14 protein-coding genes are annotated in these 14033 nt (G+C 69.9%); 9 read left to right on the top strand and 5 right to left on the bottom strand.

The window, feature by feature from the left end:
* Window positions 1-19 precede the first annotated feature (19 nt).
* From OG381_RS37090 to OG381_RS37115, 6 genes are all read left to right on the top strand, one after another.
* Window positions 20-322: a hypothetical protein gene (locus OG381_RS37090; RefSeq protein WP_327720343.1), complete on the top strand. Its 303-nt coding sequence runs from the start codon at window positions 20-22 to the stop codon at window positions 320-322.
* Window positions 323-374: 52 nt separating this feature from the next.
* The gene (locus OG381_RS37095) at window positions 375-1604 is read left to right on the top strand and encodes an ATP-grasp domain-containing protein (RefSeq protein WP_327720344.1); all 1230 of its coding nucleotides are present in this window, start codon (window positions 375-377) and stop codon (window positions 1602-1604) included.
* On the top strand, window positions 1601-2473 hold the full coding sequence (locus OG381_RS37100; RefSeq protein WP_327720345.1) for a DUF317 domain-containing protein: 873 nt from the start codon (window positions 1601-1603) through the stop codon (window positions 2471-2473). Before OG381_RS37095 ends, OG381_RS37100 begins: the two co-directional genes overlap by 4 nt.
* A 29-nt stretch (window positions 2474-2502) precedes the next feature.
* Window positions 2503-2991 (top strand): hypothetical protein, encoded by a 489-nt coding sequence (locus OG381_RS37105; RefSeq protein ID WP_327720346.1) that lies wholly within the window; start codon window positions 2503-2505, stop codon window positions 2989-2991.
* A 33-nt stretch (window positions 2992-3024) separates the two neighbouring features.
* A complete protein-coding gene (locus OG381_RS37110; protein WP_327720347.1) occupies window positions 3025-4044 on the top strand; it encodes a SpaA isopeptide-forming pilin-related protein in 1020 nt (339 codons plus the stop codon).
* Window positions 4045-4593: 549 nt separating this feature from the next.
* Window positions 4594-6204 carry an ISL3 family transposase gene (locus OG381_RS37115; protein WP_327720348.1) on the top strand — a complete coding sequence of 537 codons (1611 nt, stop codon included), beginning with the start codon at window positions 4594-4596 and terminating at the stop codon, window positions 6202-6204.
* A 225-nt stretch (window positions 6205-6429) separates the two neighbouring features.
* Here OG381_RS37115 and OG381_RS37120 read toward each other — a convergent pair whose 3' ends face one another.
* Complete coding sequence (locus OG381_RS37120; RefSeq protein WP_327720349.1) at window positions 6430-7290, bottom strand: abortive infection family protein; 861 nt, start codon at window positions 7288-7290, stop codon at window positions 6430-6432.
* Window positions 7291-7580: 290 nt separating this feature from the next.
* On the opposite strand from OG381_RS37120, the gene OG381_RS37125 reads away from it, so the two are divergent.
* The 3 genes from OG381_RS37125 (at window position 7581) to OG381_RS37135 (ending at window position 9164) form a co-directional block, all read left to right on the top strand.
* On the top strand, window positions 7581-7934 hold the full coding sequence (locus OG381_RS37125) for a DUF317 domain-containing protein (RefSeq protein ID WP_327720350.1): 354 nt from the start codon (window positions 7581-7583) through the stop codon (window positions 7932-7934).
* 102 nt (window positions 7935-8036) lie between these two features.
* The gene (locus OG381_RS37130; RefSeq protein WP_327720351.1) at window positions 8037-8327 is read left to right on the top strand and encodes a hypothetical protein; all 291 of its coding nucleotides are present in this window, start codon (window positions 8037-8039) and stop codon (window positions 8325-8327) included.
* Between the two features lie 15 nt (window positions 8328-8342).
* The gene (locus OG381_RS37135) at window positions 8343-9164 is read left to right on the top strand and encodes a DUF317 domain-containing protein (protein ID WP_327720352.1); all 822 of its coding nucleotides are present in this window, start codon (window positions 8343-8345) and stop codon (window positions 9162-9164) included.
* 615 nt (window positions 9165-9779) lie between these two features.
* Here the strand turns inward: OG381_RS37135 and OG381_RS37140 are convergent.
* From OG381_RS37140 to OG381_RS49710, 4 genes are all read right to left on the bottom strand, one after another.
* A complete protein-coding gene (locus tag OG381_RS37140; protein ID WP_327720353.1) occupies window positions 9780-10472 on the bottom strand; it encodes a hypothetical protein in 693 nt (230 codons plus the stop codon).
* Between the two features lie 79 nt (window positions 10473-10551).
* Window positions 10552-10995, bottom strand: a complete 444-nt coding sequence (locus OG381_RS37145; RefSeq protein WP_327720354.1) for a hypothetical protein — start codon at window positions 10993-10995, stop codon at window positions 10552-10554.
* A 442-nt stretch (window positions 10996-11437) separates the two neighbouring features.
* Entirely contained in the window at window positions 11438-13180 is a 1743-nt protein-coding gene (locus tag OG381_RS37150; RefSeq protein ID WP_327720355.1) for a relaxase/mobilization nuclease domain-containing protein, read from the bottom strand.
* Complete coding sequence (locus OG381_RS49710; RefSeq protein ID WP_443061961.1) at window positions 13177-13803, bottom strand: plasmid mobilization protein; 627 nt, start codon at window positions 13801-13803, stop codon at window positions 13177-13179. The genes OG381_RS37150 and OG381_RS49710 overlap by 4 nt, the downstream gene beginning before the upstream one ends.
* Between the last annotated feature and the right edge of the window lie 230 nt (window positions 13804-14033).

Below are 14033 nucleotides of genomic sequence, written 5' to 3' on the forward strand. Positions count from 1 at the left end.
CCAGCCTGTGGAGAACTTCATGTCCATTGCCGCCCTTGGATCGCACCGCGCGACTGGTCGCACCATCACCGAGCAGTTCCACGCCTTCGACGCCCACAACCCGTACGTCTACCGGGCCCTGGAGCGCATGGCCGCTCGCCGCCTGGCCGCCGGCGCAACCCGGGTCAGCTTGAAGGACCTGTTCGAGGACCTGCGCCGCCAGCTCCCTCATGGGGTCGCCGGACTGAACAACAACTACACCGCCCTCTACGCCCGCCGCCTGATCAGCGAACACCCTCACTGGGCTGCGGCGTTCGAGCTGCGCCGCCGCCGTGCCGCCTGAGACACCCCTCTCTTGCCTCGTCCCGCCGTCCACCGATACGGAGAACCTCTTCTTGTCCGCTCGTCCTCTCGTGCTCGTCGTTTCTCCTGGCGACGAGACCTACCGCGGCTACTGCCTGGAGCAGGTGGCCGCCGCGTACGACGTCGTCCTGCTCACCGGCACCGAGCCGTCGTGGGAGAAGCCGTTCATCGTCGACCACACCGTGGTCGATCTGAGCGACCCCGCAGCGGTGCTCGCCGGCGGCCGGGCGCTGGCCGAGCACCATGACCTTGCCGGCGTGGTCACCTGGGACGAGTGGCACCTCGTCTCCACCGCCCGTCTCGCCCGCGCGCTCGGTCTGTCCTCGACGTCCGTCGAGGTGATGCGGGCCTGTCGCAACAAGGCCACCGCCCGGGCTCTGTTCGCCCGCCATGGGGTGCCCTCGGCCGCCTCGATGAGGGCGCGGACTCTACTGGAGGCCGGCCTGGCGACGATAACCCTCGGCCTGCCGGCGGTCATCAAGCCCGCGGCCTTCGCGGGCAGCATCGGAGTGATCCGCGTCGACCGGCCCGAAGAACTGCCCGCCGCGTTCGCGTTCGCCTCGGCCGGTGCGAGCCGCAGTCGCGAGGACACCGGCGTCCTGGTCGAGGAGTACCTTGACGGGCCGGAATTCTCGGTCGAATGCGTCACCCACCGCGGAGCGACCACGGCGGTCGCCGTGACCCGCAAGCACCTGGGCCCCGCGCCGTACTTCGACGAGGCCGGGCACACCGTCGATGCCGCCGACCCGCTCCTGGCCCAGGTCGCCCCGGCCGCCGCTGCTGCGGTCAAGGCCCTGGGGATCACCGACGGTGTGCAGCACGTCGAGCTGCGCCTGGTGGACGGTCGGCCGCGGTTGATCGAGGTCAATGCCAGGATCGGCGGCGACATGATCGGCCACCTTGTCCGTCTGGCCACCGGCATAGACCTGCCCCGGGCCGCCGCCGACCTCGCCTGCGGCCGAGCGCCGGACCTCACCCCGACTCGCAGCGGGGCCGCGGGCATCCGCATGCTCTACCCGGATACCTCCGGCACCCTGACCGCCCGGCACATCAACCAGCCCTTCGCCGCCCACACCCCCTGGCTGCGCCAGGTGCAGTGGATCCGCGAGATCGGCGACGAGCTCGTCCTGTCGCCCGAGGGCGACCTGTTCACCGCCCGGGCCGGGTTCTACATCGTCACCGGCCGCACCACCGCCGAGGTCACCGAACGCCTCGACACCGCCGCCGACGAGATCACCGTCACCACGAGGGCAGACCGATGAACTCACAGCCCGATTCGCACCACGAGATCGACGGCGACGTCTACGTCTCCCCGCGCCACCTCGCCTCCACCACCGGAGCCGGCGACCCCGCCCTCGCCCCGTTGCTCGACCTCGGCTGGGACCTGCGGTACGACGAGGACTCCAACGTGTACGTGAGCGCTCCCGACCGGCGCGTGCGCCTGGGCTACCTGCCCGAAGGCGAGGACGACGGGCTCTGGCGCATCAACGCCTACAAGGACTCCTTCGGACCGCCGGCGTGGGGCGTCTGCTTTAACGACCGCGTTCCCACCGAGTTTGTCCAGGCGTTCACCACCATGCTGGCCACGGCGTACGAGCAGGGGCCGGATGCTTACCTTGCTCGTCCGATCTCCGGCATCGACGAGCACGATCCCTTCCTCGCGGTCGTGCCGCTTCTGAAGCAGGGTTGGGAGATCGACCGTCCGCGCTGGGGCGTCTTCGCGGTCCAGGCCCCGGATGGGCTCGCCGGCATGGAGTTCACCACCGGCGACCTCGATCCGGAAGCCGAACTGACCACGCGCGACGCGCGCTGGCAGTTGTGGGCGGGCAAGTCCATCGACCGGCCCGTCTGGTACGCCACGGCCAGCACCGACACCCCGGTCGCCCTGCTCACCGCCGTCACCGAGTGCGTCGCCGATCCGGCTCCCCTGCCCCGGTGGCGCGAGTTGACCTCCAGCTACATCAAGGGGATGGCCCAGCTCACCCCGATCCTCCCGCCGGGCCCGTCGGCTCCCACTCCGCTCGACGTGCAGCGGGCCGTCTCCTCCCGCCGTCCGGCTGCGCTGCCCGCGGCCAGCGTCCCGCGCTGGAGCACCACCAGCCGACCGGCCCTGCCCGGCCCGCGCCTGTAGGACCAGCCAGACCTCGACCGGAGCCTCTCTTGTCCCTGCAAGCCGCCGAGTTCTTCGCCGAGCTGTGCCTTCCCTTCCACGACCACACCGTTGTTGGCAACACCTACTTCGCTGTCCCGATCCCCGATGCACCGCTGCGGATGCGGATCGACTTCACCCGCACCATCCACGCGGACACCTACGGAGGGCTGCGTGTCGCCGTCGTTCACCCGGAACGCGGCGAGATCGACGCGGTGGCGCTCAGCTTCGTGGACCACGGGACCTTCCACCGCCGCGATGAAGCCACCAATACCCGGCCGAACACCAAGCAGTACGGCACCTTCGACACCTATCACCGCCCTGGCCGCCCGCCGTGGGACGGGGCCGTCACCACCGGGCTGCGCGACGCCATCGAGCAGTACACCGCCGTCTGGTTCCCCGGCGCCTGGGCCGCGTCCAAGCCCAGGCGGGCGGCTGGCCGTACCCCGCGCAGCACTCCCACCCAGCCGGCTACCCCAGTCGTCGGCCGCACCCGCTGACCTCCCCCGACCGATCAAGGAGTCCTCTTCCCCGTGCACGCATGTCTCGTCCGATCTGCTGCTGCCCTCGCTGTCGCGGCCAGCACCCTGAGCTGGGCGCCGGCCGCGAGTGCCGAGCCCTCCGAACCGACCCCCTCGGCCTCCGCCGCTCCCGCCGCGACACCGGCTTCGGACGCGGGCAGCGTCGAGATCACTACGAAGGACACGGCCGGAGACGTCTTGCCCGGCGCCGCGTTCCTGCTGCTCGACTCCGCCGGCCAGGAAGCCGCACGCGGACAGAGCGACGTCCAGGGGAGGCTGACCTTCCCCGACCTCGCGCCGGGCGTCTACCGGCTCAAGCAGACGGCTTCCGGCAGCCCGCTCCACGAGGTTGTCAGCGATCAGGACGTCATCGTCACCCCGGGCGCGACCACACGGCTGACGATCACCGACCCGTTCAAGGCCGCCAAGGTCCTCCTGCAGGCCAAGGACGACAAGACCGGAAGGCTCCTGCCCGGCGCGACCGTGAACATCGGCACCGGCACCTCCACGCTGCTCACCCTGACTACCGGCACCAAGGGCGCCGCCTCCGGAGAACTGCCCGTGTCGAGCCGCAGGACGCAGTTCTGGGTCAAGGAGATCAAGGCTCCTGCCGGCTACGACCTCCACAAGCCGACGAAGACGTTTACCGCAGGTCCCGGCGCCCCGGTGACGGTGACCGTCACCAACGCCAAGACGGCCACCGACCCGAAGCCTGACCCCTCCAGCAAGCCGACGCACAGGCCCACCGACTCCCCGTCCAGTCCGGGCAAGCCGAACAGCGGTACCGCAGGTGCCACGCCCTCCGCCTCGGGCAGCGACACACCGGAGCCCGACTCCTCACCCGTCGCCGCGACCTCGGTCAAGGACTCCACGCAGAAAACGTCGACGGGCTCCCTCGCCCACACCGGAGCCGACGCCACACCGTGGCTGATCGGTGGCGCGGCGGTGCTGATCGCAGCAGGAGGAGGCGCTCTCCTCCTGGCACGCCGCAGCCGCACGGACAGCCCCACCGACGACTCCCCCGAGAGCTGACCCGCACTCCCCCTCCACGACTCAGAGCCCCCGGATTCCACAGCCTGGAATCCGGGGGCTCTGGCGTCCACGAACGCGGGCGGACCTCGTTACGCTGCCGCAGTGATCGACCCCTCTTCGCTCCCCGGCGATCCCTTCGAGCTGCACCTGCGCACTCCTATGACGACGAACTCTGGGACACACTGCAGGCCGACACGCTGGAGCGCTGGGACGTTGCCGTCCTGCACCGCCGACGCACCTGCGCCGCGGGGCACGAACTGGTCGGCCCCAGCGGGTACGTGACGTTCTACCGGGTGCACCTCGACCGAGGCCGCAACGCCTTCTGGGCCATGGAGGAGGAGTCCGAAGAACTGTACGAGACCGCCCAGGTCCTTCTCGATCCCGAGACGGGCTCCTTCACCGACGAAGTCAGTGAAGGACTCTTACGCTGTCTCAAGTTGATGGCACAGCCGGTCCGTCTCACTTGTCGGCGGCGGCTGAATCCTGGTTCTGGATCACTTTTAGTGCCGGGGCCACGGAGGGTCACCACAAGCGCGATCATAAACGGCCGTGGGTGATGTGTTCCTCCAGGACCTGTGGTTCCACCAGGTCGAAGGCGTAGTGATCGAAAACGCAGTGGTCGACGGCGAGTTGGTGGTCGTGCGGGCCCGCGCATCAGCGGAGCGGGCCGCATGTCCCGCCTGCGGGACGGTGTCGGGCCGGGTGCACAGCCGATACGTGCGCCGCCTTGCCGATACTGCGGTCGCCGGGCGTCCCGTGTTGATCGAGTTACAGGTCCGGCGGTTCCGCTGCCGTGACCGCGCCTGCCGGCAGGCCACGTTCGTCGAGCAGGTCGACGGACTCACGTTCCGGCATGGGAGGCGAAGCTCCGGGCTGCAGACGGTGCTGCAACAGGTAGGGATGACGCTGGCGGGCCGGGCCGGCGCCCGCTTGGCGAACACGCTCGCGGTCCGGGCGAGCCGGTCGACGCTCCTGCGGCTGATACGCCGTCTGCCGGAGCCCGAAGTGCACACGCCACGGGTGCTCGGGGTGGACGAGTTCGCTCTGCGCAAGGGACACAACTACGGCACGATCCTGGTGGACATCGACACGCGCCGTCCCATCGATCTGCTGCCCGACCGGGCCACCGCGACGGTGGCCGCCTGGCTCGCCGACCACCCCGGCGTCGAGGTGATCTGCCGTGACCGGTCCACCGCATACGCCGAGGCCGGACGACTCGGCGCCCCGGACGCGATTCACGTCGCGGACCGGTGGCACATCTGGAAAAACCTGGCGGAGGCCGTCGAGAAGACGGTCATCCAGCACCGCGCCCTGCTGCGCGAGCCGGAGAACACTGCCCCGGTCCGCGCCGCCGAGCCCCTGGAGAGCCCGGAGCTTGCGCCGCCTTCCCCGGATGAACCACGGCAGTCGGGCCGTCTGTCCGACCGGGTGCGCGAGCAGCATGCGGCCGTCCACGCCCTGCTGGATGAGGGGCTCGGCCTGCGGCCGATCGCCCGCCGACTGGGCCTGGCCCGCAACACCGTCCGTCGCCTCGCCAATGCGGCCACCGCGGACGAGCTCCTGGTCGGACGGTGGACCGGCCGGACCAGCATCCTCGACCCCTACAAACCCTTCCTGCATCAGCGGTGGTCGGAGGGCTGCACCGTTGCCCGCCGCCTGTTCGAGGAAGTCCGCGAGCGCGGCTATCCCGGCGGCGAGAGCGTGGTGAAGAGGTACGTCCAACGGCTCCGCGAAGCCTTCCCACACGACGATCCGCCCCGCAAAGCGCCGTCCGTGCGCGACGTGACCAGCTGGATCACCCGCCACCCCGACCGCCTCCACGACGACCAGGCCCAGCAGCTCAAGCAGATTCTCGCCCGCTGCCCCGCCCTTGACCGAACCGCCGAACACGTCCGGGCCTTCGCCGAGTTGATGAACGACCGTCGGGGCCAGGACCTCGGTCAGTGGATGGATGGCGTGCAGGCTGACGACGTGCCCGCCCTGCACGGCTTCGTCAACGGCCTCGGCCAGGACCTCGACGCCGTCGTCGCCGGGCTCAGCCTCCGCTACAGCTCCGGCGCCGTCGAAGGCCACAACAACAAAATCAAGATGATCAAGCGGCAGATGTTCGGCCGCGCCAACTTCGACCTGCTCCGCAAGCGGGTCCTCCTCGCGGCGTGAGGCCGTTCATGATCGCGCTTGTGGTGACCCTCCGTGGCCCCGGCACTAAAAGTGATCCAGAACCACGATTCACCCGTCGCCGACACTCACGGCCGGGGCATTTTCTCAGGGTGTAGTCGGCCCGCCGGGACCGGTGGGCGGGAGGTCCAAGTTGGCGAGCTGAAGTCACGCCCGCCGGTGGCGCGATCTGCTCCACCCCGATACCTAGCCCTCTTCGCGAAGTGATCAGACCTTGGTCTTGCGCCACGGCGCGGCGGGGTCCGAGAGCGTGTCGAGGATCAGCTCGCACCAGGTCACTGCAGCATTGACCGTCAGGCGGGCATGACGCACTCCAAGCCCAGACGGTGCGCTCGCCTGACCGTGACCGCTGCCGAAGCCCTGGTTGCGCAGTTCGGCGACGCCGACTGCGATGTTCACCGAGCCCGAAAGGATTCTCTTCACGGCCTTGCTGCCGTCGGGCCCATCAGGAGCCGAGCCAGCGTCGAGCTTCAGCGCATTCTGGACCGTGCTGATCAGGGCTGGGAGCGCCGCCTTCCGGTCGACCTCGATGTTCAGCTCCCCAAGAGCGGTCTTCGCCGTTGCCTCGATGAGCTGCTTGGCCGCGGCGATGGCCCCATGGGGATCGGTGGTCAGGTCCCTCCGAATGCGCTCCAACTCAATCGTGATGCCGGAGGCGTCGCTCAGGGTGCTGAGGTCGCGGACCAGCACTGGCGGGTTGGACCAGGAGATCCTCCCCTCCTTATCGAGAGTGCAGCCGTCCCGCTCCAAGCGGACCCTGATGTCGTCAAGCCACTTCGGAGTTCCCTGATCGTCCGGGTTTCGGTACGCGCGGATGAAGTCCTCGAAGACCAGGAGTACACGTCGAACCTGGTTCGGATCCGACCAGTCCACGCCCTCCGCGTAGAGCATGAATTCAGTCCGCCGCTGGCCTGAGTCCTGGTACTTCAGCTCATCTGGCGGGATGGGCGCGAATCCGTGGTCCTCCCACAGTTCGGCGACAATCCGGACGGTCAGGTCCGTGGCCAGAGAGCGGAAGGCGTTGCGGGTCGCCGGGCTCACCAGCTCCCGCCGTGCGGTGACGGTCATGGTCTGAAGATAGGAGCAGACCCTGACACCGTCACTGTCTTTTCCCAAGGTGACGTCTGATCCATGCCGCGCCCGTCTAACCAACCAGTCTCTGGTTGCGGCTGATCGGCCACTGGGTGGCCGTTGGTCGTGAACTTCGGCCACGGAATCTGAGATCCCACACGAGGTGGTGATCGGGCAGTTCACCGGGGGCAGACAGGAAAGATCCCGGAAAGACTGGCCAACGAGTGCGAGGGCATGTCAACGTAGACGACCTTGCAAGAAACCCCAGGTCAGAGAGGTGATTGCCCGTGACTGTAGCCCCTTCGGGCCCTGGTTTCTCCACCACCGTCGAAGCCCTGCGACTGCGGGAGTGGCAGCTCGGCCCCGGTCAGCCGACCTTGGTCATGGACCAGTTCTCCGCCGAGGACTTCCACCTGATCGTCGATGACCGCGCGGACGTGCACGTCAGCAGCAAGGACGGCAGGTTCTACCTCGGCTGGTTCCCGCTCGGCCGCCCCGACACGGACGGCGAGGGATGGAAGATCGCCGTCACCGGCACCGCCAAGGTCCGCGGCTACCACCTGTCGTTCGATACCGAGACGCCGGCCGACATTGTTGCCGCCGCCGTAGCGCGCGTGCTGGAGACCTCACGCCGCCTCTGACAGCGCGGACACCGACAGATAATGCCCGCCCTGTGAGCGAGCTGGCCGTCCGAACGGCGCCCGCTCCACCGCCCCGTTTCCCCGCACCCCAGGAGGCTGTTCGTGACGTCCCCGGAGATGACCGTCGGCGATCTCATCGACCTGCTGTCCGGCTGCGACCCGAATGCTCCGGTCCGCCAGGCCATGAACCCGTTCTTCCCGATGGCCCACCGCTTGGCGCAGGTCCTGCAGTCGGTCGACGAGACCGGCCGGACCGTCGTCTACCTCGCTGAAGGGCGTGACGAGGACGCACAGCTCGGACACCTGCCACCGGAGGTCGCCATCGAGCTGACGTGGCAGGGCCCAATTCAGGCACCCCCGCGCCGCCCCCGCCGCCGCGCCAGCGGCAACTAGATACGCACCGAGCGCTTGGAGGCGCCCCTGTATCCCGACTTCCCACTCGACTCGTCCACGCCGCGCGGCGGCCAGCCCGCGTTCTGGGTCGGCCCCCGGCACCTGGCTGGTGACGATGGGCGCCTCTACGACGTCGTCGCCGACACGCTCGCCGGCCTTGGCTGGACGAGCCTGACGATCGTCCGCGGACGTCATGAGCTGGACGAGGCCCCGGAGGACCGCCAGGTCCTGCGCAGCACCGTCCTGCACATCAGCCCAGATGCCCTGCGATGGGCCCAGTGGGGCCTGGCGGACGAGCCGTTCCACCTGGGCGAGCTGCCGATCGCCTGGCAGATCTCCGCCCGCGCCGAGGCGAGCAGCCCGCTCGCCCAGTGGTCGGCCTACTTCACCCGCGAGGTCCCCGGCGAGGCGGTGGCCGACTTCCTCGTCGCGCTCGACGCAAGCGACCAGCCCACGGTGCCCCTCGCCGGAGCCGAGCTGGTCCTGGACGCCGTCGCCGCCCACGGATGGTTCCGCGACGTCGACCAGCCCCAGGCGGCAGCGACGGACCCGACGTTCACCTCGCACATCAGCCTCGGCGAGGTCCCGCCCCTCATCCAGGACGCCGACCCGCGTGTCCTATCCGCCGAGGACGACGAGACGGGGCCGGCCGGATGGCAGGCGTGGGCCGAGCCCGCGCTCGGCGCACCGTGTCTGTGGGCGGCATCGTTCGCCGCCAGCGTCCCGCACGATCTCGTCGCCGCCTTCGCCGCCTCCATCAGTTCGACCGCACCGGTCCTGCGGCGGGTGGTGCCCGAGGCCACCCAGGAGCGCCTTCTGCGCGCGCCGGCCACCTAACGTCCCGCTCGTATCTCTCGACGATCCCAGTCCGGCACCCTCCCAGTTCGGGGTGCCGGACCTTCTTGCTTCCTGGGTGAAGGGCCGTTGGGTCTTCGATGCCCAGGATGGATTGCCGCCCTGTGACGGAACGATGCAGGATGCGACAATGCTCCCCGGCCCCGGCGCCTTTATGGTCATCGCTCTCATTGCTGCCGTGCCGATCGCGTTGACGGTCCCTTCACGCCGCAAGCGCACGGCTGCCCTCGCGGCGCAGTGGCAGGCTTTCCAGCAGCACTGCAGCTCCGGGCAGGGGCAACTCCTTCAGGTGACGCGGGGCTACCAGGACGGCCGCCGTGGCTCAAAAGCCGTCGTGACAGTGCGATACCGGGCGGCAGCAGGACGCCTGGTTGGACCTGGCACGTTCCCCAGGGCGCGTACCTGCTCGTGAACGCCTCCAGCGGCTATGGGTCGCACAGTCACAACCCGAACGTGCTCTACGTATAGCCCGGCCAGGTCCGTGCCCTGGGTACCGGGCCGAGCCGCTCGCGCCGCTCAGCGCGTCAGCCAGTGACGCGCTGCTGCCCCCGACCCATGGCGGTCGGAGGCAGCAGCGCAGGGGGGCAGGCGGGCAGGTCAGCTCGTTGCCGTGGCCTTGTCGAGGGCCTTGTCGAGGTGGCGGTCGACGAGGGCCGGGGAGCCGGAGACGACCAGCAGCAGGTTGCCGTCGCGGATCGCGGTCTGCTTGACCACGGTGCTCCGTCCCCCGGCGTTGAACGTCAGGAGCTGGCTCCACTGCTCGTCACCGCCGACGTGGGGTGCGGGCAGCTTCTGCGAGGTCACGTCAACCGGGGTGCCGCCCGCGACGACCTGATAGGTCGGGCAGCCGGTCATGGCGTCGAAGATCCGGTCGATGCCGTCGGAGAGCTTCTTCACGCTGTCGCTGTACAGCTCCTCGGAGATCTCCGAGGAGCTGCCGCCGTAGGTGAAGTCCGCCTTCGCCTTGTGCGGGAAGGCGAGCGTGCCGGCAGTCGCCGCGTCGCCGCCCAGCTCGCTCAGGGCCGGGCAGCCGATGACGCTGACGTCGTCGTGCTGGGCCGGACGCTCCGGCTTGGGAAGGTAGCCGCTGCCGAGGTCGCGCGGGTCGAGCAGGCGGGACTCGAGTGCGGCCGAGGAGAGCGCGGTCGGCTTCTGGACGGCGTCGGCCGGCTTTCCCGTACGGGAGGAGGGGGTCTGGTGCTCGGCCCCGGTGGTGTCGGTGGCGCAGGCGGGCAGGGCGAGGAGGGCGGCGGTGATGCCGAGTGCGGTGGTGGCGACGCGAACGCGCATGACGGAACTGACCCCTTGGTGCTAGGCGACGGGTGGTCAGTGCGGGCCTGCGGGCCCGGTGGGGTCGTAGGAGTGGTGGTCAGTGCCCGAGGTGGCGCAGGCAGTCCTCGAACGTGGCGTGCGTCGCGTCCGCCGGTCCGGAGTGCCGGTTGTACCAGGCGGTGTCGATGCGGGTCTCCTGCTGCTGGTGGCCTGCCCGGCAGCGCAGCCAGATCTCGCCACGGGTGGAGAGGATGAGCCAGTCCCGGTATGCGCCGCACTCGGTGCAGGCGGCCATCTCGCCTTCGAGAACGAGGGGTTGCTTCCACGGCATCATCTTGCCGTCGACCTGGTCGTGGCTCGGCACGCGCAGTTCCGGCGGGAGGAAGTCGTCCACGACGGCGGCCGGCTCGGCGGGCTCCGGCTCAGGTGCCGGCACTCCGAAGCCGGGCGGGACCTGGCCCTGCAGCCGTGCATGTAGCTCGGCGAACTGCCTCTGAGCTTCGCTCGGCTCCTCGGCCCGGCGGCGTATCCGGTGAAACACCCTGGTGTCCTCCTTTACCTCGTCACCTCGTCTTGCGCGCTTCATGATCGTGCCCCACGTCTCCGGCGGTTTCAATTCACAAAGTCCACAGTCACCTCCGGCCAGGTCGGCAGGGGTACTCGGGCTTCTCGGCTGCCCATATGACGAGTTGGCCACGATGCGTGTCTTGGTACGGAGCGGCGGCGGTGCAACGGTGTGCCCGATCACGCGTCATCGTTTCCCCCGAGCGCTCAACTTCGCGACGCCTACTGGCTCGATTCGCCTCACCTGCACCATGCCCGTCCGTCCTGCGGGTGCACGGATGCCGACGGCATCCGCATCGGATCTGGTCGCCACCGAGGTTCGATGTGGCGTACGACCATGCCGTGGATTGCGGGCGGAACGGTGGCGCTGTCCCTTCTCTCGGTGATGCGCTGAGGCCGCGTGCCGGCATCCAGCGGCCTTACCGGGCCTTACGTGATGTGTCCTCTCCGCTGCGCTGCCTGCCGGGCGCGGAGCGCCCGGTGGTCGTCCCGCGCGTTGCGGACCGGCGCCCTGCGGTGCTGGTCTCGGGCAGGTGGGAGGCGTCGGCGGGAAGGTCGGCGGTCCGCCGCATCCGCCACACGAGCACGTCGCTGACGGAGTCCGCGGTGCCGAGTTCGCGGCGGCCGGCGACGTCGGACAGAAGGACGGGCGTGTCGTGGCCGGCGGCTTCGGCTTCCGCGAGGGTCGCCGCCAGGGCGTACCAGCCGGGCTCGGCGAGGATCTGCTCGGCCAGCTCCGGCAGCGCCTCGCGCAGCAGCACGGTCTGCCGCTGGAGCATCGGTCGGCTCAGGCGTCGGCCGCGCTGGTAGAGCACGCCCAGGGGCTGGGCGGCGGCGGCCTGGTAGGCGGTGCGCAGGTGCGTGGCGGCCCGGGTAGCGGCCTCGGCCTGCTGGGCGTGTCCTTTCCTGGCGTGCCAGTGCGCGGCGGCAGTGATGAGGAAGAACAGCATGTCGATGGCCATGGCCGTGGTGGCTCCGTCCTCGCCGCGGCCGAGGGCCGGGCCGCCTTGAACGAGGTCGCGGGCGGCCTGCCGCAGGGCTCGATCGTTCCCGCGCACGGCGCGGACGTGAGCGCGCGAGGCCCGTTCGAAAGCCGTTGCAGCGTCGCGCAGTTCGCGGCGGGTGTGGGCGGCGGAGGTCTTCGCGAGGGCATCCAGGACCTCGCCGGCTGCTGCGATGTGGGCGGCGGCGACCGCGTCCTCGCCGTGCTCGACGACGAGCACGGCCTGCCACACGGCCGAGGCCGTCCCGCGGCGTGCGGCGGCCGGACTGCCCGGCCCCGTACGGATCGCATCCTCTCGCCGGGCAGCCGGAACGTCCTGCGCGTCACCGGCCCAGCGCTCGCGGATGCGGGGCAGCGACAGGTCGGGGGCCAGGCGCGCGCCGGGGTAGAACACCGGCTCGCCGTCCTTGTTCAGGTCATCGGGCAGGGCGACCTTGTATCCGAGAAGGTCGCCAGAGGGAGCGGCGCGCTTGCGGATCAGGAGGCCGGCGGCGGCGAGCCGGTCGAAGAACTCCTCGTCGCTCCTCGCGCCGGCCACCGCCCGTCGTACGGTTTCGCGCAGTTCCTCGCGGGCGGTGCGCTCGCGACCCTGCCGCTCGGCTTTGTGGCGTTCGGCGCTGGTGGGCCGTTGGGCTGCGGTGCCGTCGCCGGGTGCGACCTGGTGGAGGCCGAGTTCCTTCTCGATGAGCCGGGCTTCTGCCTGGGCGCGGGCGCCGGAGCGGTAGTCGTCGGGGCGGTGGCCGTCCTCGGTGACGAGGGTGGCGACGATGTGGATGTGGTCGTCGGCGTGGCGTACAGCGGCCCAGCGGCAGCCGGGCTGTCCGTCGCCGGGGTCGATGCCGGTGGCGGCGACGATGCGGCGGGCGATGTCGGCCCACTCCTCGTCGGACAGGATCCGGTCGCCGGGGTCGGCGCGTACGGAGGTGTGCCACACGTGCTTGGCCGGGCGGGCGTGCTTGGCGAGGGCCATCACGGGCTGGTCCAGGAGCTGCTGGAGGTCTGTGAGGGTGGCGCTCGGGTCGCGGCCGGGGTCGGGGGACATGCCGTCGAAGGAGGCGACGAGATGGGGGTCGGTGTGATCCTCGTACTTGCCGGTCTCGTAGAGGTAGTAGAGGAGACCTCTGGTGTCCGACCCGGACGGGTTGACGCTGGGGATCATGAGCCGTGGTGCTCGATCAGCCGTGTGGCGGCTTCGTGGGCGGTGTCGGCAGCACGCCGTACGGCGGCGACGGCCGCTTCGAGTTGAGGAACGTCTGCACCGGAGTTGAGCGCCTTGACTGCCTGGTTGAGATTGCTGCCGGCCCAGCCGAGCCGACGTCGGCTGTCGAACAGGGCTGTGATGACTTCGCGTTCGTCGGCGATCTCGGCGCTGGTGCGGTTGACGTCGCGGGCGGCGGCGAGCGCGGAGCGGGCGAGGAACCCGGCGACGGACAGATTGCACTGGGCGGCGGCGGACTTGATCATGGCGAACTCATCATCATTGAAACGTGTGTTGGGCTGGTGGAGGCGCTTCTTCTCGGGCGACTGGCGCGGACGCTGACGGGCGCGAGGAGCGCGCTGTCGGCGTACACGCGGCTCAGTCTGCTTCTCCTCCTGCCCTGGCTTCGATCCGCCCCCGGTCGAAGCCTCAAGGACCTGCGCCCCCCGGTGCAGGTCCTCTCCCGCTCCCGAGGGGGCGGGTTCGGCGGAAGCTACGCTTCCGCCCCAACTTGCTCGCCTCGAGACCGAGCTGGAGTCGGGATCAGGTTCCGGGGTGGTGCCGTTCTTGCGTGCGTTCGTCATCGGGATTCGGGCCTCGTGGGGCGGGTGCGCTGCTGGATGGTTGCGGCCAGCGCGAGGACATCGGCTGGGCTGGCAAGGACGCCGACCGGTCCGTCGGGGCGGTCCTGGACGAGCCAATGCCCGGTCGGCGTGAGGACGATGGCGTGTAGGAGTTGGCGGCGCACCAAGACGTCCGCCCAGGCATCGGCCTCGGCGGCCGTGGGCTCGGAAGAACGAGGTGGACGCGGAAT

The organism is Streptomyces sp. NBC_00490 (assembly GCF_036013645.1).
Classification (GTDB): Bacteria; Actinomycetota; Actinomycetes; order Streptomycetales; family Streptomycetaceae; genus Streptomyces; species Streptomyces canus_F.